Origin of the sequence: Nocardia sp. NPDC058058, assembly GCF_042885355.1 — a bacterium.
Lineage (GTDB): Bacteria > Actinomycetota > Actinomycetes > Mycobacteriales > Mycobacteriaceae > Nocardia.
The window spans coordinates 2,116,848-2,141,060 of sequence record NZ_JBHVSA010000001.1 but is presented as its reverse complement, the minus strand read 5'-3'; the positions used below and the strand labels follow the sequence as shown (position 1 = coordinate 2,141,060).

The window sequence follows — 24,213 nt, the reverse complement described above, 5'->3', positions numbered from 1 at the left end:
TCCGTTTCCGTCAGTGGAACCGACTCTTCGGTATTTGGTCATCAGTGGATTGTGGATTCACCGCGATTGGCACGATTCGTCACGGTGGTGCAGGTGGGTTGTGGCATAGCATCATTCGCGCTACGCAACGTAGTGCGCGAAATCATGAGCAAGACTTCAGGTATCAGAGGTGGGCACAATTGAATTCGGCAACGTCTCTGCGTAAAGGTGAGAATGCCACTCTGTCAATGGGTTCGGTCATCTGCGATGTGACATCGTCTGGATTGTCTGTCGACGTCTCGGCCCTTTTGATCGGATCCGGCGGCAAGGTTCGCAACGACAGTGACCTGGTCTTCTACAACCACCCGTCACAGGATGGCGTGTCTGTCTCCGGAACAACCGTCACGGCCGATCTGCCAACCGTTCCCCGGGATGTGGACAAGGTCGTCATTGCGGTGAGCGCAGACCCGCTTCAGCCTGGCGCCGTGTTCACTTCCGCACCCCAGTTGCGGATTTCACAGACCCCGTCGTCCACGATGCGGTTCGAGGCACCGGGGTTCAGCGGTGGCGAGACCCTGGTGGTGTTGGCGGAGCTGTATCGACGTGGTGAGGGGTGGAAAGTCCGCGCGGTCGGGCAGGGATATTCCACTGGCCTCGCGGGACTTGCCGCAGACTTCGGAGTCACCATCGATGACGACGAAAGCCCCAGTGCGACAGTGCCCTTCAATGGATCACCCGCGACGTCGTCTGAGGTTTCGGCGATCGATCTGACGAAGGTGGAGCGGCGTGCCCCGGCTCTTCTCGCTCCCGCCCGCGAGGCGAGTCGAGCCTTGACGGATGTAGGGCTGGCCGGCCGGCGTGCTGCCGTATATCTGGTCCTCGATCACGGCGTCGGAATGCGTGAATTCTATGAGTCGTTCGCCGTTCAGGCTTTCGCTGAACGCGTTCTCGCCCTGTCCGCGAATCTCGACGATGACGGCATAGTTCCGGTGATCTTCTCCGGCGAACGTGAACCATTCTTGGAAGAGCTGAGTCTGGAGAACTATCGCGGGCGCATCGGGGAATTGCACACTCAGATCGACTGGGGTTGGGGCAATGTCGCCTATGCCATGCGTCAGGCTGTCAGCCACTATCAGGAGTCCGGTAGTAGGGAGCCCGCGTTCATCATTGCTCAAGTCCACGGCGACCCGAATGACAAAGCTGAGATCCGTGCTCTGATGCAGAACAGCGCGACACTGGGGGTGTTCTGGCTGTTCGTGGGATTCGGGCCGGGCAAGCTGGCGTTCTACAAGAACCTCAACGCATCGGCGTCCGCGAAATTCACCAACGCAGCCTTCTTCAACGTCGGCAACAACCCGGGGGCGGTTCCTGGTGAAAAGTTCTATGCCGGACTCGTTGATGCGTTCGGAACTTGGATGCGGCCGTAGGCATCAGCACCGGCACGGTCTCCTCGAGTGAGTCTTCGGGTCCAAGACGCGAAGCTGCGATGGTGTCTGTGAGATCTATTGAGTCGCGGCGCCGATTTGGTCGATGGCGGCGGTGATCGCGTCGGTGACGATGGTTTGGGCTTCGGCTTGGGCTGCGGCCGCTGTGGTGAGGCCCGCGGCGAGGGCTTGGTCGGGGTCGCCGGTGGTTGCTAGTTCCTGTGCCGCGGCGTCGGGGGCTTGGACGGCGGCGGTCAGGATGGTGTTGAAGGCGGGGAAGGCGATTGCGGCGCCTGCGTCGATTACCGCGAGGACGGCGGACTGTGTGGCGTCGTGTGGGATGACGGTGCGTGGGGGATAGGGGACGATCGGGGCGTTCATTGCGGTGTAGGTGTTTTGGCGAGCGGTCTGGATCGCTTCGACCGCGGCGGGGAGTCCACCCTCGGCGGCCGCGGGTCCGATATCGAGGAGGCCGATTACGCCGACTTCGAAGGCGTTCAATGCTCGTGGCGCCACGATCGTGCCGTCGGCGATGATCGTCTGTTGCGCCGTGACACTCGTGGGTCCGGTGATCGAGGCCGCGGCGATGCCGAGCGCCGTGGTCGGGTCGTGGTCCTGTGAAGCGGCCGAATATACGGTCGGAGCCTGCTGGATGGCGGTCGCGGCGGTGCCGGCGGTCTGGACCGCGAGCGGACAGATTATCGAACAGTAGGTGATCTGGTTTCGCAGGAATCCGGTGATCAGCCCGCCGGGTGGAACCGCCTCGGCCACCGGCACGCCACCGGGCTGCGACGGTGACTGGAACTCGCCACCCGGTGCCGCCGCGGCCACGGCGGGCAGGGCCGCGACAGCGAACCCGGTGGCTACGACGCCGGCATATAACAGGCGGGACGGTATCCGCATGGTGATCCTCGAATCGTCGGTTATGGAAACCACTACGAAGTACGACCGTTTCAGGTTCAGTCTCCACCCGAACGCGCAACGACTAACCTTTGGAACTGTGTCGAACCGAAGACCGATGCCCGCACCGTGGACGGCCGCGGATATGCCGGATCTGAGCGACCGGACGGCCGTGGTCACCGGCGCGAGCGCGGGGCTCGGCGCGGAAACCGCACGACAATTGGCGGCTCGCGGGGCGCGGGTGGCGCTGGCATGTCGCAGCGTGGACAAGGGTGAGCAGGTCGCGGCATCGATTCGGCAGCACCATCCCGATGCCGAATTGCCGGTGGTGCGAATGGATTTGGCATCGCTCGCATCCGTTCGTACTGCGGCAGTGGAGCTTCGCGAGCGATTCGATCGAATCGACCTGCTCGTCAACAACGCCGGAACCCTGTTCCGCACCGGGCCGCAACGGACCGTGGACGGTTTCGAGTCGACCTTCGCGACCAATCACCTGGGACATTTCGCGCTCACCGGATTGCTGCTGGATCGGCTGCTCGCCGCACCGGCGGGACGGGTGGTGGCGGTCACCAGTCGCGCGGCCGGTTATCGGCGCACCACCCTGGAACTCGACGATCTCACCTATGAGCGCCGCGCATACCACCCGATGTATGTCTACGGGCAGTCCAAACTCGCGAATCTCCTGTTCACCTTCGAATTTCAGCGTCGCCTCACCGATGCGGGCGCATCGCTGATCGCGCTCGCGGCCTACCCCGGGGTCGCGGATTCCGATTTCAACAAGAACCTCGGTGGTACGGCCAGATTCCTCGCCAGACCCGAAATGCGCTGGTTCTCCGGACTTCTCACCCAGACCACGGCAATGGGCGCACTGCCGACACTGCGGGCCGGCACCGATCCGGCGCTGACCGGCGGCGACTACATCGGACCCACCGGGCGAGCCAAGGGCTATCCGGTCCGGCGCGAGCCCGTCCCGCGGGCGCGCGACCGGAAGCTGGCGGCGGAGCTGTGGTCGGAGTCCGAGCGGCTGACCGGTGTGGCCTATCACCTGCCGCGCCCCTGAAAGCGCTCCGCGCACAGTCTGTTAGCGTCCCGTCTCGATAGTGAATGGCGTGAATTCGATTGGGGCGAGGCATGATCAACGATCGACCGACTACCACGTCGGCGGGCGCGCGGGACGGCAATGCGCCGAGCGTCACACCGGCGCCCGCACCGCGCCGTCCCAAGACGATGTGGCTGGTCGGCGGCGGCATCGCGGCCGTCCTGCTGATCGGCGGCGGTATCGCCGTCGTCGTCGGCAATTCGGACTCGTCCTCCGGGGCGGGAGCGGCGGGTAAGAAGATCACCGAACTGCCGGATCAATGCAGCCTCATCACACCGCAAACCCTCGCCGTGATCGCCCCCGGCGCGGGCTGCCGCACGCAGGCGTTTGCGGGCCAGTCGATTTCGGTGTCCCCGACCTGGACCGTGGAGTCCAATCGGAACGATCCCACGTCGATCAATGTGACGCTCACTCGCACAACCGATCCCAGGCGCATGTACGACGACGCCAAGGGCGCGGTCGGGCTGTTCAATTCCGCGCATGACATCCAGATCTCGAACCCGCTCCAGATCGGCGACGAGGCCCAGGTCGCCGGGGGCCGATCGCATATCAACCCCGCGCTGTTCGAGGCCCGCGCGATCGGATGCCTGGACAACGGCGCGGTGGCGACCGTGACATTCACCTCCGGAACCGATACGGCCACCGCGGTGGAGGGCGCCACGAAATCGCTGGCGGACACCCTGGGCAAACTCCGCTAGCGAAGCGGATCCGGCGGCGTCGAGCCCGCACGCCATGCCCGCGCCGCACCGAACGCGGGCACTGATCCGCGAATGCCGCTGTGCGAGTGCGCGATCCATCAGTCGTCCGAGGGCGGGTCATCGAGCCGCAATCCCGTGTGATGGGCGATGAAGGCGAGCAGGGATATCAGGGCCTCGGCGGCGTCGCGACCACCCCCGGCATGGCCTTTGCCCGCGATCACATCCAGCAGAACCGGTGCCCCGCACTCACTCTGGAGTGCGGCCACCATCTTGTAGGAGTGCAGTGCGGGCACCCGGGTATCGCGGTCGCCGGTGCTGAACAGTGCGGCCGGAAAGCGTTGCGGCCGTTCACCGCTCCGTGCGGTGACGGTGTAGTACGGCGAATATCGCAGCAGTACGCGCAGTTCCGCCGGGTCGCAGGCGGAACCGTATTCCTCGCGCCAGGCGCGGCCCAGTCCCCAGCGTTCGTAGCGGACCATATCCAGGGGTGCGGCCGCGCTGACCACCGCGGCGTAATCCCGCGGGCGTTGCACCATGGCGCCGACCGCCATGAGTCCGCCATTGCTGCCGCCCAGCAGCGCCAGCTCGCCACGCCGGGTGCGGCCCGTGTCGACCAGCCAGTCGCCAGCGGCGTGCAGGTCCGCGAACGCGTTGAGTTTGTGCGCCCCCGCGCCGTCGCGGTGCCAGCGGCGGCCGCGTTCGCCACCGCCTCGCACGCCCGCGATCACCATGATTCCGCCCGCCAGCACCCAGGCCAGGCCATCGGGCTGATAGTCCGGGCGGATGGTGATTCCGAACCCGCCGTAGCAGGTCAGGATGGCGGGGCGGGGCAGCTGCGGCCCGGCGGGGGCGAGTACGGTCACCGGCACCTCGGTGGCGTCCCCGGAGCGGTAAGTCGTTCTGGTGACGGTGATTCCGGACAGGGTGTGCGGTGCCGGTTCCGTCGGCTCGACCCGCCCCGTCGCCAGGTCCAGTCGCCACTTTCCGAGCGGGCGGATCCAGTCGGTGTAGTTCAGTAGCAGGACACCCGGGTCCTCGGTGGGCTCGATCGCGGCGATCGTGCCCGCCCCGGGCAGTTCGGCGTCGAGCAGCCAAGTGCCGCAGCGGGCTTCGTGCACCGACAGCTCCGAATAGCCGTCCCGGGTGCGAAGCAGCACCAGCCGGTCGCCGTCATCGGTCGCGGCCAGGGCGAAGGCGGCCAGCACCGCGACCTCGCTGCCTTCGACGAGGGTCCGCCAACCGCCCCAGCCGCCGCCGGGCGTCGGTTCGGCGACCAGCAGCTGACCGAATTCGCAAGTGGCCGTGGATATCGCGAGGATGCGGCCCGCATCGTCGATCACCACACCGGCCGCGGACAGCCCGCCGAGGTCGAGCGGCCGCGGCGAATCGCCGGCCGCCACATCGGCGATCGATACCCGGGTGGTCCGGCTGGTGCCGGATCGGGCCGTGATGACCAGCCAGCGGTCTTGCCAGAAGGCGAGATGAAAGCGTCCCATCGGATCCTCGTCACCGATGAGCAGTGCGTCGGAACCGACCGGGGTTCCCACCTGATGCCGATAAACACCACTGCCGCAACGGTTGTCGTTACGGCGCACATAGAAGTAGCCGCTTTCGTCGGCCAGCCACGCCACCGGCGAATACCGGGTCGAAGCGCACGTGTGCAGTACTTCGCCGGTCGAGGCGTCGACCAGCGAGAGCGGGGTCGAATCCTCGGCCCCGCCCGAGGTCACCTGCACGGCAACGTAGCTGCCATTCGGTGACGGCACCCAGCGGCGCAGGATCGCGTCCGCTCCCAATGCCGCCGCGTCGATGAGCGTCCGCCAGCCCTCCTGCGCTCCCCGGTCGGTCTGGAGCTCCCAGGGCAGGCCGGGGCGTGGGCGCGCGACCCGGAAGCGATGCGCTCCGGCGGTTTTCACCGATGACGCGACCGGTCCCGGCACGATGATCTCGCGCAGTACCTCGCGCAACCGAGTGCGCCCGGGCAGCGCCGCGAGATAGTCGCCCGCCAGCTGCCGCTGTGCCGCCGCCCAGGCCAGCACCTCGGGATCACCCGGGTCCTCGAGCGGGCGAAACGGATCCGGAATCGAGATGCCGTGCAGGACATCTCGCGAATCGGAGCGTGGCGGGATTGGATATTCGGCGTTCATCGCGCCACCTCCGGTATCGGCTCGACAGCACCGTCACTGCCCGCAGCGGTGCGGCCGACGGTCGTGAGGAAGATGGCGGCCGCGATCAGATCGGCGGCCGCGAAGACCCAGATTCCGGTTCGCGCGCCGCATCTTTCGCCGATTTCGCCACCGAGCAGCGCGCCGACCAGACTCGCCGCCGTGGTCCCGGTCGCCAGTAGCGCGCCGATGCGCGCGAAGTAGCCGTCGCCGACACCGTCGCACAGCACCGTCACCAGCGCGATATTGAGCACCGCGCCGAAGAACATGGGCACCGCCGCACCCATACTGGCGGCCAGCAGTACGACCGCCGCCGGTCCCGTCGCCATCGGCAGTGCGAGAGCACCGAGCGCCGCGCCGAATACCGCGACCGACAGCACTCGCCGGGGCGGCACCCCGCGAGCGTGCAGACGAGGCGCGAGCAGTGCCCCGGCGGCCGAGCACAGCGTCGCCGCCACCGCCGGGATCCCGTACACCGCAACGGGTAACGCGACCTCGTGCAGCAGGAATACCGCCCGCAGCGCCGAAACCCCGCCCGCCGCCATCCCGCCCACGAGCAGATACAGCGTCAATGCCGCGAGCAGGGGATGACCGCGCAGCACCCGTAGGGCGTCGAGGAATTCACGATCGAATCGGTCGTGCCGCTCGACCACCCGCCGGTCCGGCGCCTCGAGCCGGATCAGGCAGTAGGCGCTGAACAGATACGTCACCGCATCGCAGGCGAACATCGCCGCCGCGCCGACCGAGGCCACCAGTGGACCCGCGATCGACGTGGCCACCGACCGCGACATCATCGTGGTGGACTGGAGATCAGCCCGCGCCCGCCCGAGATCGGCGACCATGAGGGTGTTCAGGTGGGCGAAATAGACGCCTTCGAATACCACCCGGGTCATGCCGAGAATCATCGAAAGTGCCGCCAGCCCGGCCACATTCAGTACACCCGCGACCATGGCCGCCGCCACCGCGAGCACCGCCGCCGCAGCCATCAGATCGGTTGTCAGCAGCATCCGCCGCGGTCTGCTGACCCGATCCAGGAACACACCCGCGAACGGCCCGAACACCAGCGTCGGCAGCATCGCGCTGAGCACGATGAGCGAGACGGCGTGCGGACCGGCGCCGAGTCCGATGACCGCGACAACCGATGCCGCGGTGCCGGTGAGCGTGCTTCCGAAGGTCGATGCCGCCTGCGCTATGCGGTAGCGCCGCAGATCGGCCGCTGGCGCGGCGGCAGCTGATCGGTCCATCGTGTCACCCGAAATACGCGTCGTCGCAGAAGACGACCGATAGCGCGCTGACCGGCGCGTCGTCGAATACGTCCTCGCCGGGGGACATAACCAGTAGTGGGAGTGGGTTTTTCATCTCTATTCCTCGAATTGCCTTGTCGATGAGACGCATTCGCCGAGCTCGGTGGCCCGAGCTCGGCGAGAGCGTGAATTGGGTGCGAATTACTGAGCGACCTCCCCGCCGTCGATGCAGAGCAGGATGCTCTTGGTGCTGTCGGGGGCGTCGTCGCCGATTTCCGGATCGGACTTCAGCTGGAGCTTGAGCACGTTGATCATGTGATTCACCTCCTCTCGGGAATGGTTGTGGTCGGTGCTGCCGCGCGACTCCGGTCGTCGAGGCAGTGGTCGAGGGTGAACAGCGGGTCGGTGACTCCGACCGTCGCGTGTTGCAGGGCCAGCAGGATGCCCGCGGAACCGCTGGCCAGATCGGCGCTGAGCCGTTGACCGTGCTCGCCCAGCCAGCGGACGCCGCTCTCGTGCGGGATCGCGTGCAGGAACAGCGCGGTCGGCCGGGCGAGCGGATCGGGCAGGAACTTCTCCCCGGGGAACCGGCGCGCCACGTCGGTGTGCGCGAGCACCAGCCCCGCCTGCCCGAGCAGTAGACCGGGCGCCGCGGTGAAGCGGATGCCGACCGCCCGTGCGCAGGCACGCAGTTGTTCGGTCAGTTCCGGATCGGGTCGATGGCCGAGGTAGCGCGCCAGCACGTGCAGGTAGCCCGCGCTGCCGCACCCGAGGTACGGCATATTGCGCCGGTCGCGGGTGGAGACCCGAAACCCGGTGGCGCCCACCGGCAGTGGTTCGGCGTGCACCAGTTCCGCGCGCAGCATTCGCAGTCCGCGCTGGAACGGTTCGTCCGCTCCGGTGAACCTGGACAGGTAGTACAGCGCGAGCGCGATGCCCGGCCGTCCGTGTACGAGTCCGGAGGCGTGGTCGCGGCCGAGCGCGGGAATCAGCGCATCGCCGTCGGGTATCGCGTCCAGCAGCCGCTGCGCCCGGTCCAGATGATTCGGATCGCCGGTGCGATGGAAGAACGAGAGGTGGGTCATGGCAACCCCCGCCGCTCCGCCGCCCCAGCCCGCCGCCTCGGTGGTGAGCCGGTGCGTATCGGCCTCGGCCAGCAGGGCCAGCGCCGCGTCCCGCTCGCCGAGATCGTCGAGGACCCAGGCGATTCCGGCATTGCCGAACAGCAGACCCGGTCCGGTCGCCCGGCGCTCGCGCAGGGCGTCGACGCGCAGTCGCTCCAGCACCGCCGGATCGATCTCGTGGCCGACGGCGCGCAGTGCGTGCAGTACGCCCGCGGTGCCGTGGGCGACGCACCGGGTGTTGGTCCGATGTCCCTGTGGCGCGGTCGGATACACCCAGCGCTGATGTCCGGGATCGGCCATCGCCCGCAGGGCGTCGGCCGTGCGATCGCGCAGCCATCGGGTGCTGTCCAGCGGTGCCGAGCGCACTTCGCCGGGCGTCGGCAGATCCGGTGCGTCCGGTTCGCGCCGCGAGCGCAGCACGGCCGTCCACAGCGGTTGCGGCGGCGGGCAGATCTCGGCCAGTTCCGCGTGCAGGTGGTCCAGGGTGTGCGGGCTGCGCCGAGCGGTCTCGTGCATCGGGAACACCAGCAGTTGTGCGAGCGCGGACAGACCGTAGTCGTCCACCCGCACCGGGTCCAGCGCGGCGCGCGCGCCCGGCGAACGTGATTCCGGCGGTTCGTATCCCGGGGTGCCGAGCAGCCCGAGCGGATGGTCGACGGGCTGGGTGGCCTCGAAATCGATCAGGCGCACCGTATCGTCGTCATCGATCAGGATATTGCCGGGGGACAGGTCTATGAACGCGTAGCCGAACTCGTGCAGCGCGGCCAGTTGCGCGGCGAGCTGATCGAGAATGTGCCCGCAGCGCCGGTAATAGGCGGGGAACACCGTCGCATCCGGCTTGGCCTGGGTCACAGGCGAATTCGCGACCACCCATTTGTTGAGGGTGCGGCCGGGAACGAATTCGGTGACCAGGTAGGTGTGCTCCCACTCGGCGAACAGATCCAGCGGTCGCGGGGCGAGGCCGGGTGCGAGGGCGTGCAGGGCGCGCAGGGTCAGATACTCGCGCTCGAGGCGTTCCCGGGCGGGTTCGTCACCGGCGTAGCCGTTGTGCGCCCTGGCCTCCTTCACGAATACCGTTGTGCCGTCGGCACAACGGGCCCGATACGCGCCGCCGGCGTTGCTCGGCCGCAGCATGGTTTCGAAGGTGTAGCCGTGGAAGCTGACCTCATCACCCTCGTCGTCCGGGTTCGGAGCGGTATCGAAGGGGTCGGCGATGCCGGTGGGCAGCAGGAAGCCAGGGCCGCGCTCGTCCGGAATCTCGGTGCCGTCCAAGGCGAGCATGGTCGGTTGCCGGGTGCCGTCGGATTGCAACCGGTACCGCGGCCGGAACGACCCGTACCGATAGGACACGCACTGTGACGATCCGAATCGCCGGTCGGTGAGCACGTACGGCCCTGCGACACCGGTCAATTCGCGTTCGAGCCGGTTCAGCAGCGTGTATGCCAGCTGTGGCGTCGGGGGGTAGAGCGCGCAGAACTTGCCGCTCTGCACGCGGCTGCCGTGTTTGCCGTGCAGCCACAGGAAGTAGTTCCGCCCGGCGAGGTGCTTGAACGGCACACCCAGCTCGGCGCAGGCGGCGCTGACCACGTCGAGCACCTGCTGTGCGGAGCCGAGCGTGCTCGACACGTGCACCTTCCAGCCCTGTGCGGGGAGTTCGGCGCGCGGCGGCGTCCAGTGCGTCCAGATCTCGGACCGCTGCCGGGTCCAGCCGTGCGGCGGCCGGGTCGGGTTGTATCGCCGGCCCGGGTCGACGTCATCGACCGGTTGGTAGTAGTCGGGGTGGGCAAAAGTGAAGGCCGCGTCGGGAAGCATTGTGCTGCTGCCTTTCTCGTGCTCTGGGCCGGTGGATCGAACGAGTCAAGAATCCCCCGGCGCGGCCCTCGCGCGAATCGGCCCGCTGCGGTGTTCCGCGCCTACCGTGGCGCGATGAGAGGGCTCATCTCCGCGCGGTAGTACCGCGATTCGTGCGACACTGCCGATATGACAAGGCAGGCCTCCGTGGTGGTGTACGGGGTGGGTGATGCCGGGGCCACGGGTGAATTCCTCGGTGCGGCCACTCTGATCGAGCCGGAATTCGCCCTCGTCGATCCGCCGCTGAACCGGATACTCGGGGAGGAGCCGCGGGCGGTGCGGGTCGGAATCTTCGCCGCGGCGGGCGATATCGCGGAAGTCGTCGATATCGTTCGGGTCCGGGTGCTTCCCGATGCCCCGGATGTGGTGCTGCTCCAGCTGGCTGTCGCCTCGGTTGCTCCCGCGGTGGGCGTCCCGGTCGAATTGCACGAGGACCCCGAGGGTATCGAGCCGTTCGTGCAGCCGACCCGGGCGGAAATCATTGCCGCCGTCCGCCGGGTGCTCGCCGCCGCCCCGCCCCCCGCCGCGCCCGATATGACCCCGCACGTCGCCGACGATCCGATTCGCTGGCTGCTGCACCTGTTCGGCAACGACTGAAGCTCGCCGGTTCGCCTGCCGGGGAGGTCATCTCGGCCGGGAGCACCTCCCCGCGCGCGGTGATCTGTGGGAAAATGCAGCGCATGAAGGCGGCGGACGCTGGTGGGACAGTGGCCGATTCATGGCTTTCGCCCGCTTTGCGGCACAGGCTCGCCGACCTGGCACTCGTCGTGCTGGCGGGTGGCGTGGATATGGCCTTCTGGGGCGGGGATCATCGGGATCTGACCGGTAGCGGGCGGTTGCCGTTCTGGCTGGTGCCCACACTCGCCCTCGGTATGTGCGCGGCGCTGCTGCTGCGCCACCGGTTCCCGCTCGAGGTGTGGCTGCTGGCACTGGTGCACACCGGCGCGAATCTCGTTGTCCCGGATTACTATCCGTTCACCTACCTGCTTATCGCGGTCTACGCGGTGGCGCGCCGGGCGTCCGCGCTGACCGCCCGGATCGTGCTCATCGCCTCCGCGCTGCCACTGGGACTGTTCAGCTACCGATCCGCGCAGTCCGCCGCGCCCGAGCCCCGGATCAGCGATTTCCTCGCCGCCATCGTGATCTGGTCGATCATTCTGTCCGTGGCCTGGGGCTCGGGACGGGTGGTGCACGCCCGGGAACAACACGCCCGCGCCGAACGAGAACGATTGACCGCCGAGGCCGAAAAGGAGCTCATCGCACAGCGATTGCGGCTCGCGCACGAATTGCACGATAGCGTCACCGGTGCGGTGGCGGGCATGATCCTGCACGCCGGAGCCGCTCGCGCACTCTGCACCGGCGGTGATCCGCGCGTGGAACAGGCGCTGGAGGTCATCGAACACGCGGGCGCACAGGCCATGACCGAACTGCATTCCATGCTCGGATTGCTGCGCTCGACCGATCCGGCCGACGCGGCTCCGGCGCGCTTCGCCGACGCCGGTCGGCTGCTCGAATCCGCCCGGCACGCCGGGCTGCGCGTGCACAGCGAGATCACCGGCACACCGCGGCCCCTGGATCCCATCGCCGATCTGGCCGCCTACCGGACCGTTCAGGAATCGCTCACCAATGCGACCAAACACGCGGGCCGCGGCGCACAGGTCACGCTCAGCGTCGCCTGGAATCCCTCCACCCTCGACCTGACCGTCCGCAGTTCCGGTGGCAGCGCGCCACCGGCCGCCGCCGCACTCTCCGCCGGTACCGGCCTGCACGGTCTCCGCGAGCGCCTCGACGCCCTTGGCGGCGAATTGTCCTGCGGCCCAGAGGGTGACGGCTGGTTCGTGCACGCCAGCCTGCCCGCCGAGACGGGTATGCCATGACGATCACCGTGCTCGTCGCGGAGGACGAGGCGCTGGTGCGCGCGGGCTGCGTCATGCTGCTCGGCACGGCCGCCGATATCGAGGTGATCGGCGAGGCCGGTGACGGAGCCGCCGCAGTGGCGGCCGTGAAAACCCTTGCGCCCCAAGTGGTCCTGATGGATCTGCGGATGCCGCTGCTGGACGGGGTCGCCGCCACCCGGGCGATCACCGCCGAACCCGGCGCACCGGCGGTCCTGGTGCTCACCACATTCCGGGATGAAACCATGGTCCAGGAGGCGCTCGCCGCGGGCGCGAGCGGTTTCCTGCTCAAACAGGCTGCCCCCGCGGACCTCATCCAAGCCGTGCGCCGCTGCGCCGCGGGCGACGGCTGGCTCGATCCCAGCATCGTCGGCGGCGTCCTGGGCGCCCTGCGCCGCACCGGCCCCCGCGCAGCCACCGCCCCCGCCACTCTCTCGACCCTGACCGCCCGAGAACGAGAAGTGCTGGTACTCATGGCACTCGGCCACTCCAACGCCGAAATCAGCACCGACCTGTTCATCAGCGAAGCCACCACCCGCACCCACGTCGCCCATGTCATCGCCAAAACCGCCTCCCGCGACCGCACCCAGGCGGTCGTCCTGGCCTACCAGAGCGGCCTCATGACCTGACTCCCGCGTGACACCGCTGAATCGGCGGGCGGCGGTTACCGTCATCCCATGTCGACTACCTTGCCCGCGAAGGCCGCAGCAGCGATCAATGGCGGATTGCTCGCCCACCTGGTCACCATCAACGAGGACGGGGCACCCTATGTGCGGTGCGTATGGACCCATGCCGAGGCCGATGCGCTGACCATCGGCTCGATGAGTATGGACAAGCGCTATATCCGGAATCTGCAACGGGATTCGCGGGTGTCGATCTCGTACGAATCCGGTGTCATCGATTCGCATGGGCTGGCCGAATACCTGGTGGCGGAAGGACATGCCGAGGTGGTCGAGGGCGGGGACGGACGCGCTCTGCTGAATCGCCTGGGTAAGGCGTACATCGGTCCCGATGCGGACTTCCTCGGCGATCCGGCGCTGGGACTCGGGCATCTGATCCGGGTGCGGCTGACCAAGGTCACCGGTGTGGGGGCCTGGCTGAACTGAGTTCGCCGCCGGAGGTCGTCCGGCGGCGAACTCGGTCGTCAGGCGTGCGTGAATTCGTATGTGCAGCACATCAGGCCGTCGCCGATCTTGCGCGTCTCGACCAGATGCAGCGGTGTCGTGGCACCGATCTCGTCGAAGACGCGCAGGCCGGTTCCCAGTACGACCGGGAAGACTGTCAGCCGCAGTTCGTCGGCCAACTGCTCCGCCAGCAGCGTGCGCGCGAGCTGATAGCTGCCGTAGACCAGGATGTCTCCGTCAACCTTTCGCTTCAGCTCCGAAATCTCTTTTGCCGCATCGCCGTTGAGGACCGTGGTGTTGTTCCATCGCGGGCCCTCGGCGGTCGAGGACACGGCGTATTTTGGGAGGGTGTTCATGCGGTCCGCCCAGGTACGACTGACGCGGACATCCGCCCCGTGCATCCGGGTCGCGAACCAGTCGAAGCTCCGCCCGCCCAGCAGCAGTGCGTCGGCGGCGAGCACCTCCCGGGTCTCATTGTCGGTCCAGTCCGCGAGATCCCGGGTGCCCGCGAACCGGTGGAACCAGCCGCCCGCCGCGAACCCTTCCTGGCCGTCGGGGTCCTGGACCACTCCGTCGAGGGTCGCGTTGGCGCTGATGACGATCTTTCCCATTTCCGTACTCCTTCGAACTACTGTCGGCTGTCACCGGTGTGGACGCCACGGCGGCGGAAAAGGGGGCGACCGCCCCTTTCCGGCCTCGGCCGGCGTCCATACCGCATGGAGTCACACACCGGGAACAGGGCGGCGAGCATGCCGAGAACGGATCTGATGTCGAGGGCGCGCGCCGGAGACGGTGAGGCCTTTCGCGCGCTGACCGAGCCGCATCGTCGCGAACTACAGGTGCACTGCTACCGCATGCTCGGATCGTTCCAGGACGCCGAGGACGCGCTACAGGACACGATGCTCGCCGCCTGGCGCGGACTCGAACGCTTCGACGGCCGCGCCTCGCTGCGCACCTGGCTGTACCGCATCGCCACCAATCGCTGCCTCGACGCGCTGCGCTCGGCCCGCCGCCGTCCCGCGAAGCAGTGGGACATCGCGGGAATCGAACCACCTGAACCCACCGGGCTCGGTGAAATTCATTGGCTGGAGCCATATCCCGATGCTCTACTGGACGGAGCGGTCAGTGTGCCGCTCGGTCCCGAGGCGCGCTACGAGCAGTCCGAATCCATTTCCCTGGCCTTCGTGACCGCCTTGCAGATCCTGCCGCCACGGCAGCTCGCCGTCCTCATCCTGCGCGATGTCCTCGGATTCCACGCGCACGAAGTGGCCGAAATGCTCGATACGACAGTCGAATCGGTGAAGAGCGCGCTCAAACGCGCGCGTGCGGGAATGCGGGGCGTCACCGGAGACCGGCCGCCCGCGGGCGATTCGGCCGAAGACGCGATCGTGGCGAAGTTCGTCAGCGCGTACGAGTCCGCCGACATCGACGCCGTGGTGGCCCTGCTGACCGACGATGTCTTCATATCGATGCCGCCGCTACCCCTGGAATACCGTGGCCGCGCGAGCGTAACCCGTTTCCTGGCATTCCTTTTCGGCTCCGCCCGGAGATTCGAACTGATCCCGGCGCGGGCCAACGGCCAACCGGCGTTCGGTGTCTACCGGCACACCCCGACGGGTCTCGCCGGAGCGGGCCTGTTCGTGATAACCCTCGCCGACAACGGAATCCGAGCCATGACCGCCTTCGAGAACTCCGTCTTCCCCATATTCGGCCTGCCGCATTCCCTCCCGGGCGTCCAACCGCCCGGTTTCCGTCATTAGCGCGCGCTTGGGATCTGATTGGTCGCGCCGCCCACCATCGGTGTCATGAAAAAGAAATTGCTCGCCACCGCCGTCCTCGCCGCCGCGTCCACCGCCACCATCCTGGGCAGCGGCACCGCCAGTGCCGATAACGTGCACCAGATCTACTTCGCCTACGGCACCGACAACGGTTATGTCAGCGGCCGTCTCACCGGCTTCAGCCACGACACCTATCAGGTCGACGCCCGCGGCGGCCAGGTGATGATCGTCGACGCCAACCCCAACTGGTCCGACGTCGTCGTCACCGTCACCGGCCCGACCGGAACCCTGTCCTACCAGAACCAGTGGACTCGAGTCGTGTTGCCCGTCAACGGTTCCTACCAGCTCACCGTGACCTCGCCGCATCACAACACCATCGACTACGGCATGAGCGTCAAGATCGACTGATTCCCCCGTGCCCGTTCAGGATTCGCGGGCTGCGATCGCGGCTTGGATTCGCCGCAATGTGCGCAGCCCTTTCTTCGCGGCGACGCTCACCATGCCGTCGAAGACCGTCGAGCCCCGGTCGTTCGCCAGCAGGCGTTCCAGGGTCGGCACGGCACGATCGTCGCCGGTCGAGCCGAGCGCGACGGCCGCCCAGTAGCGCTGGTCGGGATCGGAGCTGTCGGCGGCTTCGCACAGTCTCGGGATGATGTCCGGGGTGAAGGTGGACAGCGCGCTGGCGATATAGCCGATGCGGTAGTACCGGCGGTGCTCGAATTCATCCCACAGTGCGGCCAGGGCGGCGTCACCGCCGATCTGGCCCAGCGATTCCGCGGCTCGTTCGCGCATGCCCGCGATCTGGTCCCGCAGTACGGGCGTGAGCGCCGGGACCACCGACTGGTCGCCGAGTAGGCCCAGCGCGATCACCGCCTGCTCGCGAGCCATCTCCTGCGGATGTTCCAGCATCGCGACCAGATAGGGAACCGCGTCGCGGAAACCGAGCGCCGCGCATCCCATCGCCGCCCAGGCCTGGCAGTTGTACCTGGTATCGGCCAGCGCGGCGAGCAGCGGTTCCCGCAGGGTGTCGTCGCCGAAGTCCGCCGCGCGATTCAACGCCAGGCTGTAGATCGTGCGGTGGTAGCCCGGATAGTCGCGCACCAGCGTGCGCAATGCCTCCTCGGCGGAGGTATCGCCGTCAGCAGCCCGCTCGAGAAGTAGTCGGAGATGTTCCTTGCGGGAGTCGAGGTCGCCGTCTTTGAGGCGGCGCGTATCTGCTGGGTTCACTGCCCGACGGTAGCCGGCGGTGCACCGAGGTCAGATGGGCAGGCAGGGGTTGTCGTTGCCGGGGGTGGACTTGACGCTGCCGGTATTCATCCCGATCAGGCAGGCGATCACGGCGGTGATGGCGAACGGGGCCGCGGCCGAGGCGGTGATCATGCCCGAATCCCAGTCGATTCCGAACGCGCTCGAACCGGTATTCGGCGCCGCGACGGGGCTTTCGATCGAGGGTGCGCCCGGAGCGACGGGCGCGGCCTGGGCGGTGGCGGCGGTGGTGACGGTGGCGCCGATCGCGAGTGCGGCGACAATGACGCGGATTCGATTGCGGGCGAGCGGTGTTGACATTGCGGAACCTCCGGGAGGGCTGACGGTTACGGCCGGAGCCTATTCGAAATGCGCGCACTTCAGATGACTTCCCGAGCCCCGAGAAGCTGGGGCATGACCGCTGTCGAAATGACCTGCCGCGCGTAACATCGTGGGCCGCAGGCGCAATCGCGGGCGGGAAGGATATGCCGGTGGGGAACACGCTGGATGCCGGTGAGTCCTTCGCGGGGTACCGCATCGAGCGCCTGCTCGGCGCGGGCGGAATGGGTGAGGTGTACCTGGCCCGGGACCGTGACCTGCCGCGATTCGTGGCGCTCAAGATTCTCAAGGGCAACGGGGATGCGGAGCTGGCGCGGCGCTTCCTGCGCGAGGCCGATGCGATGGCCCGCCTGGATCATCCGAATATCGTCACCGTGCACGCGCGCGGTGAATCGGCCGGGCGACCGTGGATCGCCATGGCCTTCGTCGAAGGCAGCGATCTGGCCGGGGTGCTGACGCGGGGTCCGATTCCGCTGCCCGCGGCGGTGCACATCCTCGCCGAAGTCGCCGCCGCGCTCGATTACGCGCACACTCGGGGCATCGTTCATCGGGACGTCAAACCCGCGAATATCCTGCTTGCCGAAACCCGTTCGCTGATAACCGATTTCGGAATAGCCAAGGCGCTCGACGAGAGTATTCGGCTCACCAGCGTGAGCCAGGTGCCCGCCAGCTTCCAGTACGTGGCTCCCGAGCGACTGCTGCTCGACGCGACCGTCGACGGCCGTGCGGACGTGTATTCGTTGGGCTGCACGTTCTTTCAGATGGTCACCGGTACCGTGCCCTATCGCGGCACCGACCTGAACCAGTTGATCGCCGCACACCTACAGGCCGCCATTCCCGCCGCGAGTAGCCGGAATCCTTTACTTCCCACCGCATTGGACGCGGTGCTGGCCCGGGCGCTGGCCAAGGATCCCGCCGACCGCTATCCCACCTGCGCACAGTTCGCCCGTGACGCCGGGCGGTGCCTGAACCCGGGTGCCGACCGCGAGCCAGCGCGCCGTGCTGCCGCACCGCCCACCCCGACTCGCGTCACCCGGCCACGTCCGGTTCGCGTCACCCGGCCGAGCAATCCCATACCGCCCCAGCGTATTCCAGCGATACACGTGCCACCGCTGGACAGCCCACGATCCCCGCGGCCTTCCCGCCCCGCGGCGATCCGCTCCGTTCTCTGGCAATACCGTCGTCGGGTGATCGCGGGAGTCGTTGTGGCCGTGGCGATCCTGGGAACAACGGCGGCAGTTCGTGGCTGGGATGACTCCTCGGGCATCGGCACCACCCCCGTCGCCGCGACGATCGCGGTCGGGCAGAGCCCCAATGCGATCGCCGTCGACTCCGCCGCGCACACCGCCTATGTGACCAACGGTGCGGCCAATACCGTCTCGGTCATCGATATCGCCTCTCGCACAGTCATTGCCACGATCCCGGTTGGGAAATACCCGAACGGCGTGGCAGTCGATTCCGGGGCGCACACCGTCTATGTGACCGATGCCCGCGACAACGCCGTCTCGATCATCGATACGGTCTCACACGCGGTCACGGCCAGTATCCCGGTGGGGAGGAATCCGACCGGCGTGGCCGTCGATCCCGATATCCATACCGCCTATGTCACCAGCGGCAGCATCATGGGAAGTCCTGGCGACAACACTGTTTCGATGATCGACACGGATGCGCGGACGGTCACCGCCACCATCCCGGTCGGCAGGAATCCGAACGGTGTGGCGGTGGATGTCGGCGCGCATACCGCCTACGTCGCCAATGGCGACAACACCGTGTCGGTGATCAACCCCGAGGCCCGCGCCGTCTCCGCCGGTATCCCGGTACGCGGCGGGGCGCTGGCCATAGCCGTCGACTCCGGTGCGCACACCGCCTATGTCGTGGGCGGTGTGCACGAGAACTATGTGATCTCGGTGCTCGATATCTCCTCGCGCGTGGTCACCGCCGCCATCCCCGCCGGGGATCTGCCGATCGCGGTGGCCGTGGACCCCGGTGCTCGCCGCGCGTACGTCGCCAACAATGCCGCGCTCACCGTGTCGGTGATCGACACCGCCGGCCGCGCGATCACCGATACCGTTCGCGTCGGTCAGGGTCCGCAGGGCCTGGCCGTGGACCCCGCCACGCATACGGTCTACGTGGCCGACCTGGGCGACAGCACCGTCTCGGTGCTAACCCGCTGATTGCAGAAATAGTGAATTGCATACCTTGCGGAATTCTTCAGCAATCAACTGTGATTCACCGCCGCCGCAGGTAGCGTCTCGGCACGCCAAGGCTTTTGGCGATGCGGGAAAGGAATGATCATGGCGAATATGGAAGTCGCGCTCAAAGACATGATGCTGCTGGACGGCGCGCTCGGCGCGGCGGTCGTCGACTACAACAGCGGTATGGCGCTCGGAACCCTCGGCGGTTCGAAGAATTTGGACCTGGAGGTCGCCGCGGCGGGCAATACCGAACTGGTGCGTGCGAAGCTTCGCACGATGGACCAACTCGGGCTGAACGAAGAGATCGAAGACGTCCTGATCACGCTCGGCAGCCAGTACCATCTCATCCGGCCGACGCGTGGTCGCAGGGCTGACGGTCTGTTTCTCTATGTCGCCCTGGACCGCAAACGCGGCAACCTGGCGCTGGCCAGGCATCGGCTGAAGGACATCGAGGAAGAGCTCGAAATCTGATTCACCTGGCGGAAAGGGTGGCCACGTAATGCCATCGATGCAGCGGCCGCTCTATCAAATGAAGGCTGAGTTCTTCAAAACACTGGGCCATCCCGTGCGCATTCGCGTCCTGGAATTGCTCAGTGTGCGTGCGCACGCGGTCTCGGAGCTGCTGGAGGAGATCGACGTGGAAGCGGCGAATCTCTCCCAGCAGCTTTCGATTCTGCGCCGCGCCGGTTTGGTACGCGCTTGCCGCACCGGCCTCTCGGTTACCTACGAGCTCACTTCCCCCAAGGTCGCGGAGCTGCTCGCCGTGGCCCGCGCGATTCTCACCGGTGTGGTCGCCGACCAGGTCGAGGCGCTGGGCTAGTGCACGACCACACCGGCCCCGATCAGCTCTCGGCGGTGACCGCGGTGGCCGAACGCACCGACGGCAGACCGAGGTTGTCGCGCAACGTATTTCCGGTGTACTCGGTGCGCAGCACGCCCCGATCCTGCAGCAGCGGCACCACCCGATCGACGAATTCGTCCAGACCCCACGGCACCAGATGTGAGCCGAGGATGAACCCGTCCGAACCGTCATTGCGCACGAAATCGTCGATCTGCTGCGCCACCTGCGCCGGGGTGCCGACCAGCGGACCCCGCTCGAACTGATCGATGACGGCCTCGCGCAGCGTCAGCTTCTTGGCCTCGGCGATATCGCGCAGCCGCTGCGCGGTCGCGAACCGATCCTGATGTACGAACGCGCGATCCTGAATGATCGGCGGCGCATCGGGATCCGGATCGATGGACGGCACCGGACCCTCCGGATCGTAGGCGGACAGATCGCGATTCCAGATCTGCTCCAGCAGGATCAGCGCGGTCTGCCCGGTGACCTGCTCATTGCGAACGGCGTGATACTTCTCGATCGCCTCGGCCTCGGTGTCACCGAGCACGAAACTCGCCGACGGCAGAATCTTGATGTCATCCGCCGAACGCCCGGCCGCCACCGCGCGCGCCTTGATATCGCGGTAGAACTCGGCCGCCTCGGGCAGCTTGCCGTAGGGGGAGAAGATGGCGTCGGCGTTCGCGGCCGCGAACGCCCGGCCCTGCGGTGAGACCCCGGCCTGCAGGATCACCGGTCGCCCCTGCGGGCTGCGCGGTACGTCGAAACGCCCGCTGATATCGAATTGGCCACTGTGGAAGGCGAATTCACCGGCGTCGGCGCGGGCCAGGAATCGGCCGGACTCCTTGTCTGCCACCAGATCGTCGTCGGCCCACGAATCCCACAGCGCGCGAACGGCATCGAGGGTTTCCTCGGCACGGGCATATCGATCGGCGGGCTTCAGGTACCCGCCGCGCCGGAAGTTCTGCCCGGTGAATTCGTCGAACGAGGTGACGACGTTCCATGCCGCCCGCCCACCCGACAGATGATCGAGGCTGGCGAATTGCCGTGCCAGTTCATAGGGTTCGTTGAACGTGGTGTTGATGGTGCCCGCCAGCCCGAGGTGCTCGGTGACCGCGGCGAGCGAGGCCAGCACCGTCAGGGTATCCGGGCGGCCGATGATGTCCTGATCGAAGATCTGCCCCGCGCGCTCGCGCAGGATGAGTCCCTCGGCGAGGAAGAAGAAGTCGAATTTGCCGCGCTCGGCGGTGCGCGCGGTGTGCTCGAAGGAGTCGAACTCGATCTGACTGCCGGCCTCGGGATGCCACCAGGCGGTGCTGTGGTTCACGCCGCCGAGGTACGCGCCGAGGATGACCTGCTTACGGGATGTGCTCATGATGGCCTCGCTCAGGCGTTCGCGTAGCGGTTGGGGACGGTGGTGGGCAGTCCGAGCACCCCGCGCAGCGTGGTCTCGGTGTATTCGGTGCGGAACAGGCCGCGCTGTTGCAGCAGGGGTACCAGCACATCGGCGATGACGGTGAGGTCGTCGACGGCCACACCGGGCCGCAGGCGTACCCCGTCGACCCCGGCGTCCTGCCAGGTGGCGAGCAGATCGGCCAAAGCCTCCGCGCTACCGGTGAAAACAGCTGCGTCGGAGACGAATTCGCGTCCGGACAGCTCGTCGAGATGGGCCAGTCGCTGTGCGCCGGTGGCATCGCCGGTATCGAGGAATACCACCAGATCGGCGTACACCCGCAACGGTTCACCGGCGCGCCCGACTCGATCCGCGGCGTCCGCGACCTGGCGCACGATCGGTGCCGGTCCGTCTTCCCGCGTCGGGGTGACGAACACCAGATCCGCACCGCGCGCTGCGAATTCGTAGATGAGCGGTGCGTGCGCCAGCGCCGTCACCACCGGCTGCCCCTGCGGCGGGCGCGGGGTGATGGAGGGGCCGCGCACGCTGAAGTGCTTCCCCTGGAAGTCGATGTAATGCAATTTGTCGCGGTCGATGAACCGCCGCGCGGCGACATCGCGAATCTCGGCATCGTCCTCCCAGCTGTCCCACAGTCGGCGAACCACCTCGACGGCGTCGGTCGCCTCATCGAAGAGTTCGTGCACCACCTGCGGGAATCGGCCCGTTGCTACCGCTTCGGCCAACTCGGCGGTGCTCAGCTCGGCGACCGTGCGCCGGCCGAAAAGCGCTGCCTCCGAGGCGGTTCCGGATACACGAGCCTGCCATCCCGCCCGGCCACGCGAGGTGTAATCCAGGGTGGCGAGCGCCTTGGACACATGGAACGGTTCGGTATGCGTGGTCGTCACCACCGGGATCAGCCCGAGGTGGCTGGTCACCGGTGCCAGGCGCGCGGCGATCAATTCGGCGTCGAGCCGGACCCGCGCGGCGCCGTCACCGGAAGCCACGCGTGCGGCCAGACTGTCCTCGATCGTCACGAAATCCAGCAGTCCGCGTTCGGCGAGGGCGGCGAGATCACCCCAGTAGCGCGCATCGAACAGTTCGGCGGGCCGCGAATTCGGTTCCCGCCAGGCCGCCGGGTGCCAGCCCGCCCCGTCCAGGGCCACGCCCAGGTGCAATGGTGTCGATGCCATAATTCCCGTCCTCGTTCACGGCCCGCCGAGTCGGCGTATGTACTTCCCAACCTTGTCGATGACCGTCATTCGGCCAACGGTTGCGATCAGGTTGATCCTGCGGAAATAGCCGTCCGTGATCGCCGTGACCCGGGACCGATCGCCCCGGGTCTAGCGTGCGATCAATCCCCGGCGCGTGCGGAGGGTGTGGTCGGCCGCCGAGAACAGGCGATCCACCAGGATGCCGATGGCCATGATCACGATCATGGTGGCGAGCATTTCCACCGAATCACTGGTCTGGCGCGCGAAATCCAGCCGCACGCCCAGTGACGGATGGTTGCCGATGATGACCAGCAGCTCACCGGCCATCAGTCCGCGCCAGGCGAACGCCCACCCCTGTTTGAGACCCGTCACGAAGGCCGGGAGCGCGGCGGGCAGCAGCAGGTGCACGTACCAGGAGACCCCGCGAATACCCAGTACCTGACCCGCGCGCAGCAAAGCCGGTGGGGTGTGGTCGATTCCGCTGATCAGCCCGTTCGCGATGGACGGCGCCGCACCCAGCACGATGACGAACAGGATCGCGGATTCGCTGAGCTTGAACAGCAGGATCGCCAGCGGGAACCAGGCGATCGCGGGCATCGTCTGCAATCCGGTGATGAGCGAGCCGACCGCGATGCGCAGTGGCCGGGGCCGAATCGCGATGACGGCCAGTACGATTCCCGCACCGATGGACAGCGCGAAGCCGCCGGCCGCGCGGCGCATGGTCGAGCCGAGGCCCGCCCAGAACCCCGGATCGGTCAGATCCCGCCAGAGCCGGGGGAGCACCTCACCGGGTCCGGGCAGCACCCACGGGTCCTTCCACCCGCTCAGCACCACCAACTCCCACAGCCCGACGGCCAGCGCGGCCGCGGCGAGCGCGGGCCAGGTCGCGCTCCAGATCCGGCCGGGCCACCCACTTCGCCTGTCGGGCAGGGCTTCCAGCGCGTCGAGTGCGCGTAGCCGACTATCCGCGTCCATACCGCCCCACCTCCGCTCGCAGTCGATCGGTGATGTGCGCCGCCAGCACGGCGACCTCGGGTGAATCGATGCGGCGTGGCCGGGCCAGCGGCACCTCGTACTCCTCGATGACCCGGCCCGGACGACTGGACAGCAGGATCACCCGATCGCCGAGCCGAACCGCCTCGCGCACATTGTGTGTCACGAACACCGTGCTCAATGCCCGCTCGCGCCAAATCCTTTCGAGCTCGTCGTGCAGTAGATCCCGCGTCATCGCGTCCAGCGCCGCGAATGGTTCGTCGAGCAGCAGGATCTCCGAATCCTGCGCCAGCGCGCGAGCGATGGCGGCGCGCTGCCGCATCCCACCCGAGAGCTGATGCGGCCGCCGATCGCCCGACCCCTCCAGCCGGACGATCCGCAGTAGTTCGGTGATGCGCTGTGCCCGAGCCGCTTTCGGCACGCCGGCGGCACGCAGTGCCACTGCGATATTGCCCGCCACGGTCAGCCACGGGAATAGCGCCGGATCCTGGAATACCAGTCCGACTCGCGCCGAGCAGGTGTCGATCGCCCCCGAGGTGGGTGTGTCGAGCCCGGCGATCATCGACAGCAACGTGCTCTTACCGCATCCGGAGGCCCCGAGCAGGCAGACGAACTCGCCGTGCCGCACGGTCAGCGATACCTGATCCAGCGCCGAAGTCGCCGTACGCCCCGAACCGTATGTCTTGGAGACATTTTCGATTCGCACGGCCGAATCCAGACG

The 24,213-nt window shown here is 67.4% G+C and carries 23 protein-coding genes; 12 read left to right on the top strand and 11 right to left on the bottom strand.

The genetic code is table 11. The annotated features are described in order from the left end of the window. Window positions 1–44: 44 nt before the first annotated feature. On the top strand, window positions 45–1,406 hold the full coding sequence (locus ACFVUS_RS09775; protein WP_387763245.1) for a VWA domain-containing protein: 1,362 nt from the start codon (window positions 45–47) through the stop codon (window positions 1,404–1,406). Window positions 1,407–1,481: 75 nt separating this feature from the next. Here the strand turns inward: ACFVUS_RS09775 and ACFVUS_RS09770 are convergent, their stop codons facing one another. Next, window positions 1,482–2,306: a hypothetical protein gene (locus ACFVUS_RS09770; RefSeq protein WP_387763242.1), complete on the bottom strand. Its 825-nt coding sequence runs from the start codon at window positions 2,304–2,306 to the stop codon at window positions 1,482–1,484. Between the two features lie 115 nt (window positions 2,307–2,421). Here ACFVUS_RS09770 and ACFVUS_RS09765 point away from each other — a divergent pair, with 115 nt between their 5' ends. Then, window positions 2,422–3,363 (top strand): oxidoreductase, encoded by a 942-nt coding sequence (locus ACFVUS_RS09765; RefSeq protein ID WP_387765471.1) that lies wholly within the window; start codon window positions 2,422–2,424, stop codon window positions 3,361–3,363. A 71-nt stretch (window positions 3,364–3,434) separates the two neighbouring features. Next, window positions 3,435–4,100, top strand: coding sequence for a hypothetical protein (locus ACFVUS_RS09760; RefSeq protein ID WP_387763240.1), 666 nt, complete (start codon window positions 3,435–3,437; stop codon window positions 4,098–4,100). 98 nt (window positions 4,101–4,198) lie between these two features. Here the strand turns inward: ACFVUS_RS09760 and ACFVUS_RS09755 are convergent, their stop codons facing one another. The 3 genes from ACFVUS_RS09755 to lanKC all read right to left on the bottom strand — a co-directional run bounded on the left by ACFVUS_RS09755 (window position 4,199) and on the right by lanKC (window position 10,445). After that, window positions 4,199–6,247, bottom strand: a complete 2,049-nt coding sequence (locus tag ACFVUS_RS09755; RefSeq protein WP_387763237.1) for a prolyl oligopeptidase family serine peptidase — start codon at window positions 6,245–6,247, stop codon at window positions 4,199–4,201. After that, complete coding sequence (locus tag ACFVUS_RS09750; protein WP_387763235.1) at window positions 6,244–7,509, bottom strand: MFS transporter; 1,266 nt, start codon at window positions 7,507–7,509, stop codon at window positions 6,244–6,246. The genes ACFVUS_RS09755 and ACFVUS_RS09750 overlap by 4 nt, the downstream gene beginning before the upstream one ends. A 320-nt stretch (window positions 7,510–7,829) precedes the next feature. Next, a complete protein-coding gene (gene lanKC, locus ACFVUS_RS09745) occupies window positions 7,830–10,445 on the bottom strand; it encodes a class III lanthionine synthetase LanKC (RefSeq protein WP_387763232.1) in 2,616 nt (871 codons plus the stop codon). Between the two features lie 168 nt (window positions 10,446–10,613). On the opposite strand from lanKC, the gene ACFVUS_RS09740 reads away from it, so the two are divergent. The 4 genes from ACFVUS_RS09740 to ACFVUS_RS09725 all read left to right on the top strand — a co-directional run bounded on the left by ACFVUS_RS09740 (window position 10,614) and on the right by ACFVUS_RS09725 (window position 13,485). Then, window positions 10,614–11,081, top strand: coding sequence for a hypothetical protein (locus ACFVUS_RS09740; protein ID WP_387763229.1), 468 nt, complete (start codon window positions 10,614–10,616; stop codon window positions 11,079–11,081). Between the two features lie 110 nt (window positions 11,082–11,191). Continuing rightward, entirely contained in the window at window positions 11,192–12,361 is a 1,170-nt protein-coding gene (locus tag ACFVUS_RS09735; protein ID WP_387763226.1) for a sensor histidine kinase, read from the top strand. After that, entirely contained in the window at window positions 12,358–13,008 is a 651-nt protein-coding gene (locus ACFVUS_RS09730) for a response regulator (protein WP_387763223.1), read from the top strand. The genes ACFVUS_RS09735 and ACFVUS_RS09730 overlap by 4 nt, the downstream gene beginning before the upstream one ends. A 48-nt stretch (window positions 13,009–13,056) precedes the next feature. Continuing rightward, window positions 13,057–13,485 carry a pyridoxamine 5'-phosphate oxidase family protein gene (locus ACFVUS_RS09725; protein WP_387763220.1) on the top strand — a complete coding sequence of 143 codons (429 nt, stop codon included), beginning with the start codon at window positions 13,057–13,059 and terminating at the stop codon, window positions 13,483–13,485. Window positions 13,486–13,523: 38 nt separating this feature from the next. On the opposite strand, the gene ACFVUS_RS09720 is transcribed toward ACFVUS_RS09725, so the two are convergent. After that, window positions 13,524–14,114: a dihydrofolate reductase family protein gene (locus tag ACFVUS_RS09720; protein ID WP_387763217.1), complete on the bottom strand. Its 591-nt coding sequence runs from the start codon at window positions 14,112–14,114 to the stop codon at window positions 13,524–13,526. Window positions 14,115–14,252: 138 nt separating this feature from the next. Between ACFVUS_RS09720 and ACFVUS_RS09715 the strand changes: the two genes are divergently transcribed. Both ACFVUS_RS09715 and ACFVUS_RS09710 read left to right on the top strand, forming a co-directional pair. After that, window positions 14,253–15,263 carry a sigma-70 family RNA polymerase sigma factor gene (locus ACFVUS_RS09715; protein ID WP_387763215.1) on the top strand — a complete coding sequence of 337 codons (1,011 nt, stop codon included), beginning with the start codon at window positions 14,253–14,255 and terminating at the stop codon, window positions 15,261–15,263. A 45-nt stretch (window positions 15,264–15,308) separates the two neighbouring features. Then, window positions 15,309–15,689 (top strand): hypothetical protein, encoded by a 381-nt coding sequence (locus ACFVUS_RS09710; protein WP_387763213.1) that lies wholly within the window; start codon window positions 15,309–15,311, stop codon window positions 15,687–15,689. 15 nt (window positions 15,690–15,704) lie between these two features. Here the strand turns inward: ACFVUS_RS09710 and ACFVUS_RS09705 are convergent, their stop codons facing one another. After that, entirely contained in the window at window positions 15,705–16,508 is an 804-nt protein-coding gene (locus ACFVUS_RS09705) for a HEAT repeat domain-containing protein (RefSeq protein ID WP_387763210.1), read from the bottom strand. A gap of 30 nt (window positions 16,509–16,538) precedes the next feature. Then, window positions 16,539–16,847 carry a hypothetical protein gene (locus tag ACFVUS_RS09700; protein WP_387763207.1) on the bottom strand — a complete coding sequence of 103 codons (309 nt, stop codon included), beginning with the start codon at window positions 16,845–16,847 and terminating at the stop codon, window positions 16,539–16,541. A 170-nt stretch (window positions 16,848–17,017) separates the two neighbouring features. On the opposite strand from ACFVUS_RS09700, the gene ACFVUS_RS09695 reads away from it, so the two are divergent. The 3 genes from ACFVUS_RS09695 (at window position 17,018) to ACFVUS_RS09685 (ending at window position 19,880) form a co-directional block, all read left to right on the top strand. After that, on the top strand, window positions 17,018–19,039 hold the full coding sequence (locus ACFVUS_RS09695) for a serine/threonine-protein kinase (protein WP_387763204.1): 2,022 nt from the start codon (window positions 17,018–17,020) through the stop codon (window positions 19,037–19,039). 120 nt (window positions 19,040–19,159) lie between these two features. Then, on the top strand, window positions 19,160–19,531 hold the full coding sequence (locus ACFVUS_RS09690) for a hypothetical protein (protein WP_387763201.1): 372 nt from the start codon (window positions 19,160–19,162) through the stop codon (window positions 19,529–19,531). Between the two features lie 28 nt (window positions 19,532–19,559). Further along, window positions 19,560–19,880, top strand: a complete 321-nt coding sequence (locus ACFVUS_RS09685) for a metalloregulator ArsR/SmtB family transcription factor (RefSeq protein WP_364631925.1) — start codon at window positions 19,560–19,562, stop codon at window positions 19,878–19,880. 22 nt (window positions 19,881–19,902) lie between these two features. On the opposite strand, the gene ACFVUS_RS09680 is transcribed toward ACFVUS_RS09685, so the two are convergent. The 4 genes from ACFVUS_RS09680 to ACFVUS_RS09665 all read right to left on the bottom strand — a co-directional run bounded on the left by ACFVUS_RS09680 (window position 19,903) and on the right by ACFVUS_RS09665 (window position 24,198). Continuing rightward, window positions 19,903–21,270: an NtaA/DmoA family FMN-dependent monooxygenase gene (locus ACFVUS_RS09680; RefSeq protein WP_387763197.1), complete on the bottom strand. Its 1,368-nt coding sequence runs from the start codon at window positions 21,268–21,270 to the stop codon at window positions 19,903–19,905. A gap of 11 nt (window positions 21,271–21,281) precedes the next feature. Next, window positions 21,282–22,478: an LLM class flavin-dependent oxidoreductase gene (locus tag ACFVUS_RS09675; protein ID WP_387763194.1), complete on the bottom strand. Its 1,197-nt coding sequence runs from the start codon at window positions 22,476–22,478 to the stop codon at window positions 21,282–21,284. 150 nt (window positions 22,479–22,628) lie between these two features. Next, complete coding sequence (locus tag ACFVUS_RS09670) at window positions 22,629–23,474, bottom strand: ABC transporter permease (protein ID WP_387763192.1); 846 nt, start codon at window positions 23,472–23,474, stop codon at window positions 22,629–22,631. Beyond that, complete coding sequence (locus tag ACFVUS_RS09665) at window positions 23,461–24,198, bottom strand: ABC transporter ATP-binding protein (RefSeq protein ID WP_387765469.1); 738 nt, start codon at window positions 24,196–24,198, stop codon at window positions 23,461–23,463. The genes ACFVUS_RS09670 and ACFVUS_RS09665 overlap by 14 nt, the downstream gene beginning before the upstream one ends. Window positions 24,199–24,213 lie beyond the last annotated feature (15 nt).

Bases quoted from the DNA above. Each gene is read 5' to 3' on its own strand.
- ACFVUS_RS09750 (WP_387763235.1), bottom strand. From the start codon at position 7,509: ATGGACCGATCAGCTGCCGCCGCGCCAGCGGCCGATCTGCGGCGCTAC.
- ACFVUS_RS09720 (WP_387763217.1), bottom strand. From the start codon at position 14,114: ATGGGAAAGATCGTCATCAGCGCCAACGCGACCCTCGACGGAGTGGTC.
- lanKC (WP_387763232.1), bottom strand. From the start codon at position 10,445: ATGCTTCCCGACGCGGCCTTCACTTTTGCCCACCCCGACTACTACCAA.
- ACFVUS_RS09685 (WP_364631925.1), top strand. From the start codon at position 19,560: ATGCCATCGATGCAGCGGCCGCTCTATCAAATGAAGGCTGAGTTCTTC.
- ACFVUS_RS09755 (WP_387763237.1), bottom strand. From the start codon at position 6,247: ATGAACGCCGAATATCCAATCCCGCCACGCTCCGATTCGCGAGATGTC.
- ACFVUS_RS09740 (WP_387763229.1), top strand. From the start codon at position 10,614: ATGACAAGGCAGGCCTCCGTGGTGGTGTACGGGGTGGGTGATGCCGGG.
- ACFVUS_RS09715 (WP_387763215.1), top strand. From the start codon at position 14,253: ATGCCGAGAACGGATCTGATGTCGAGGGCGCGCGCCGGAGACGGTGAG.
- ACFVUS_RS09670 (WP_387763192.1), bottom strand. From the start codon at position 23,474: ATGGACGCGGATAGTCGGCTACGCGCACTCGACGCGCTGGAAGCCCTG.
- ACFVUS_RS09690 (WP_387763201.1), top strand. From the start codon at position 19,160: ATGGCGAATATGGAAGTCGCGCTCAAAGACATGATGCTGCTGGACGGC.
- ACFVUS_RS09765 (WP_387765471.1), top strand. From the start codon at position 2,422: ATGCCCGCACCGTGGACGGCCGCGGATATGCCGGATCTGAGCGACCGG.
- ACFVUS_RS09725 (WP_387763220.1), top strand. From the start codon at position 13,057: ATGTCGACTACCTTGCCCGCGAAGGCCGCAGCAGCGATCAATGGCGGA.
- ACFVUS_RS09760 (WP_387763240.1), top strand. From the start codon at position 3,435: ATGATCAACGATCGACCGACTACCACGTCGGCGGGCGCGCGGGACGGC.
- ACFVUS_RS09680 (WP_387763197.1), bottom strand. From the start codon at position 21,270: ATGAGCACATCCCGTAAGCAGGTCATCCTCGGCGCGTACCTCGGCGGC.
- ACFVUS_RS09710 (WP_387763213.1), top strand. From the start codon at position 15,309: ATGAAAAAGAAATTGCTCGCCACCGCCGTCCTCGCCGCCGCGTCCACC.
- ACFVUS_RS09675 (WP_387763194.1), bottom strand. From the start codon at position 22,478: ATGGCATCGACACCATTGCACCTGGGCGTGGCCCTGGACGGGGCGGGC.
- ACFVUS_RS09770 (WP_387763242.1), bottom strand. From the start codon at position 2,306: ATGCGGATACCGTCCCGCCTGTTATATGCCGGCGTCGTAGCCACCGGG.
- ACFVUS_RS09700 (WP_387763207.1), bottom strand. From the start codon at position 16,847: ATGTCAACACCGCTCGCCCGCAATCGAATCCGCGTCATTGTCGCCGCA.
- ACFVUS_RS09730 (WP_387763223.1), top strand. From the start codon at position 12,358: ATGACGATCACCGTGCTCGTCGCGGAGGACGAGGCGCTGGTGCGCGCG.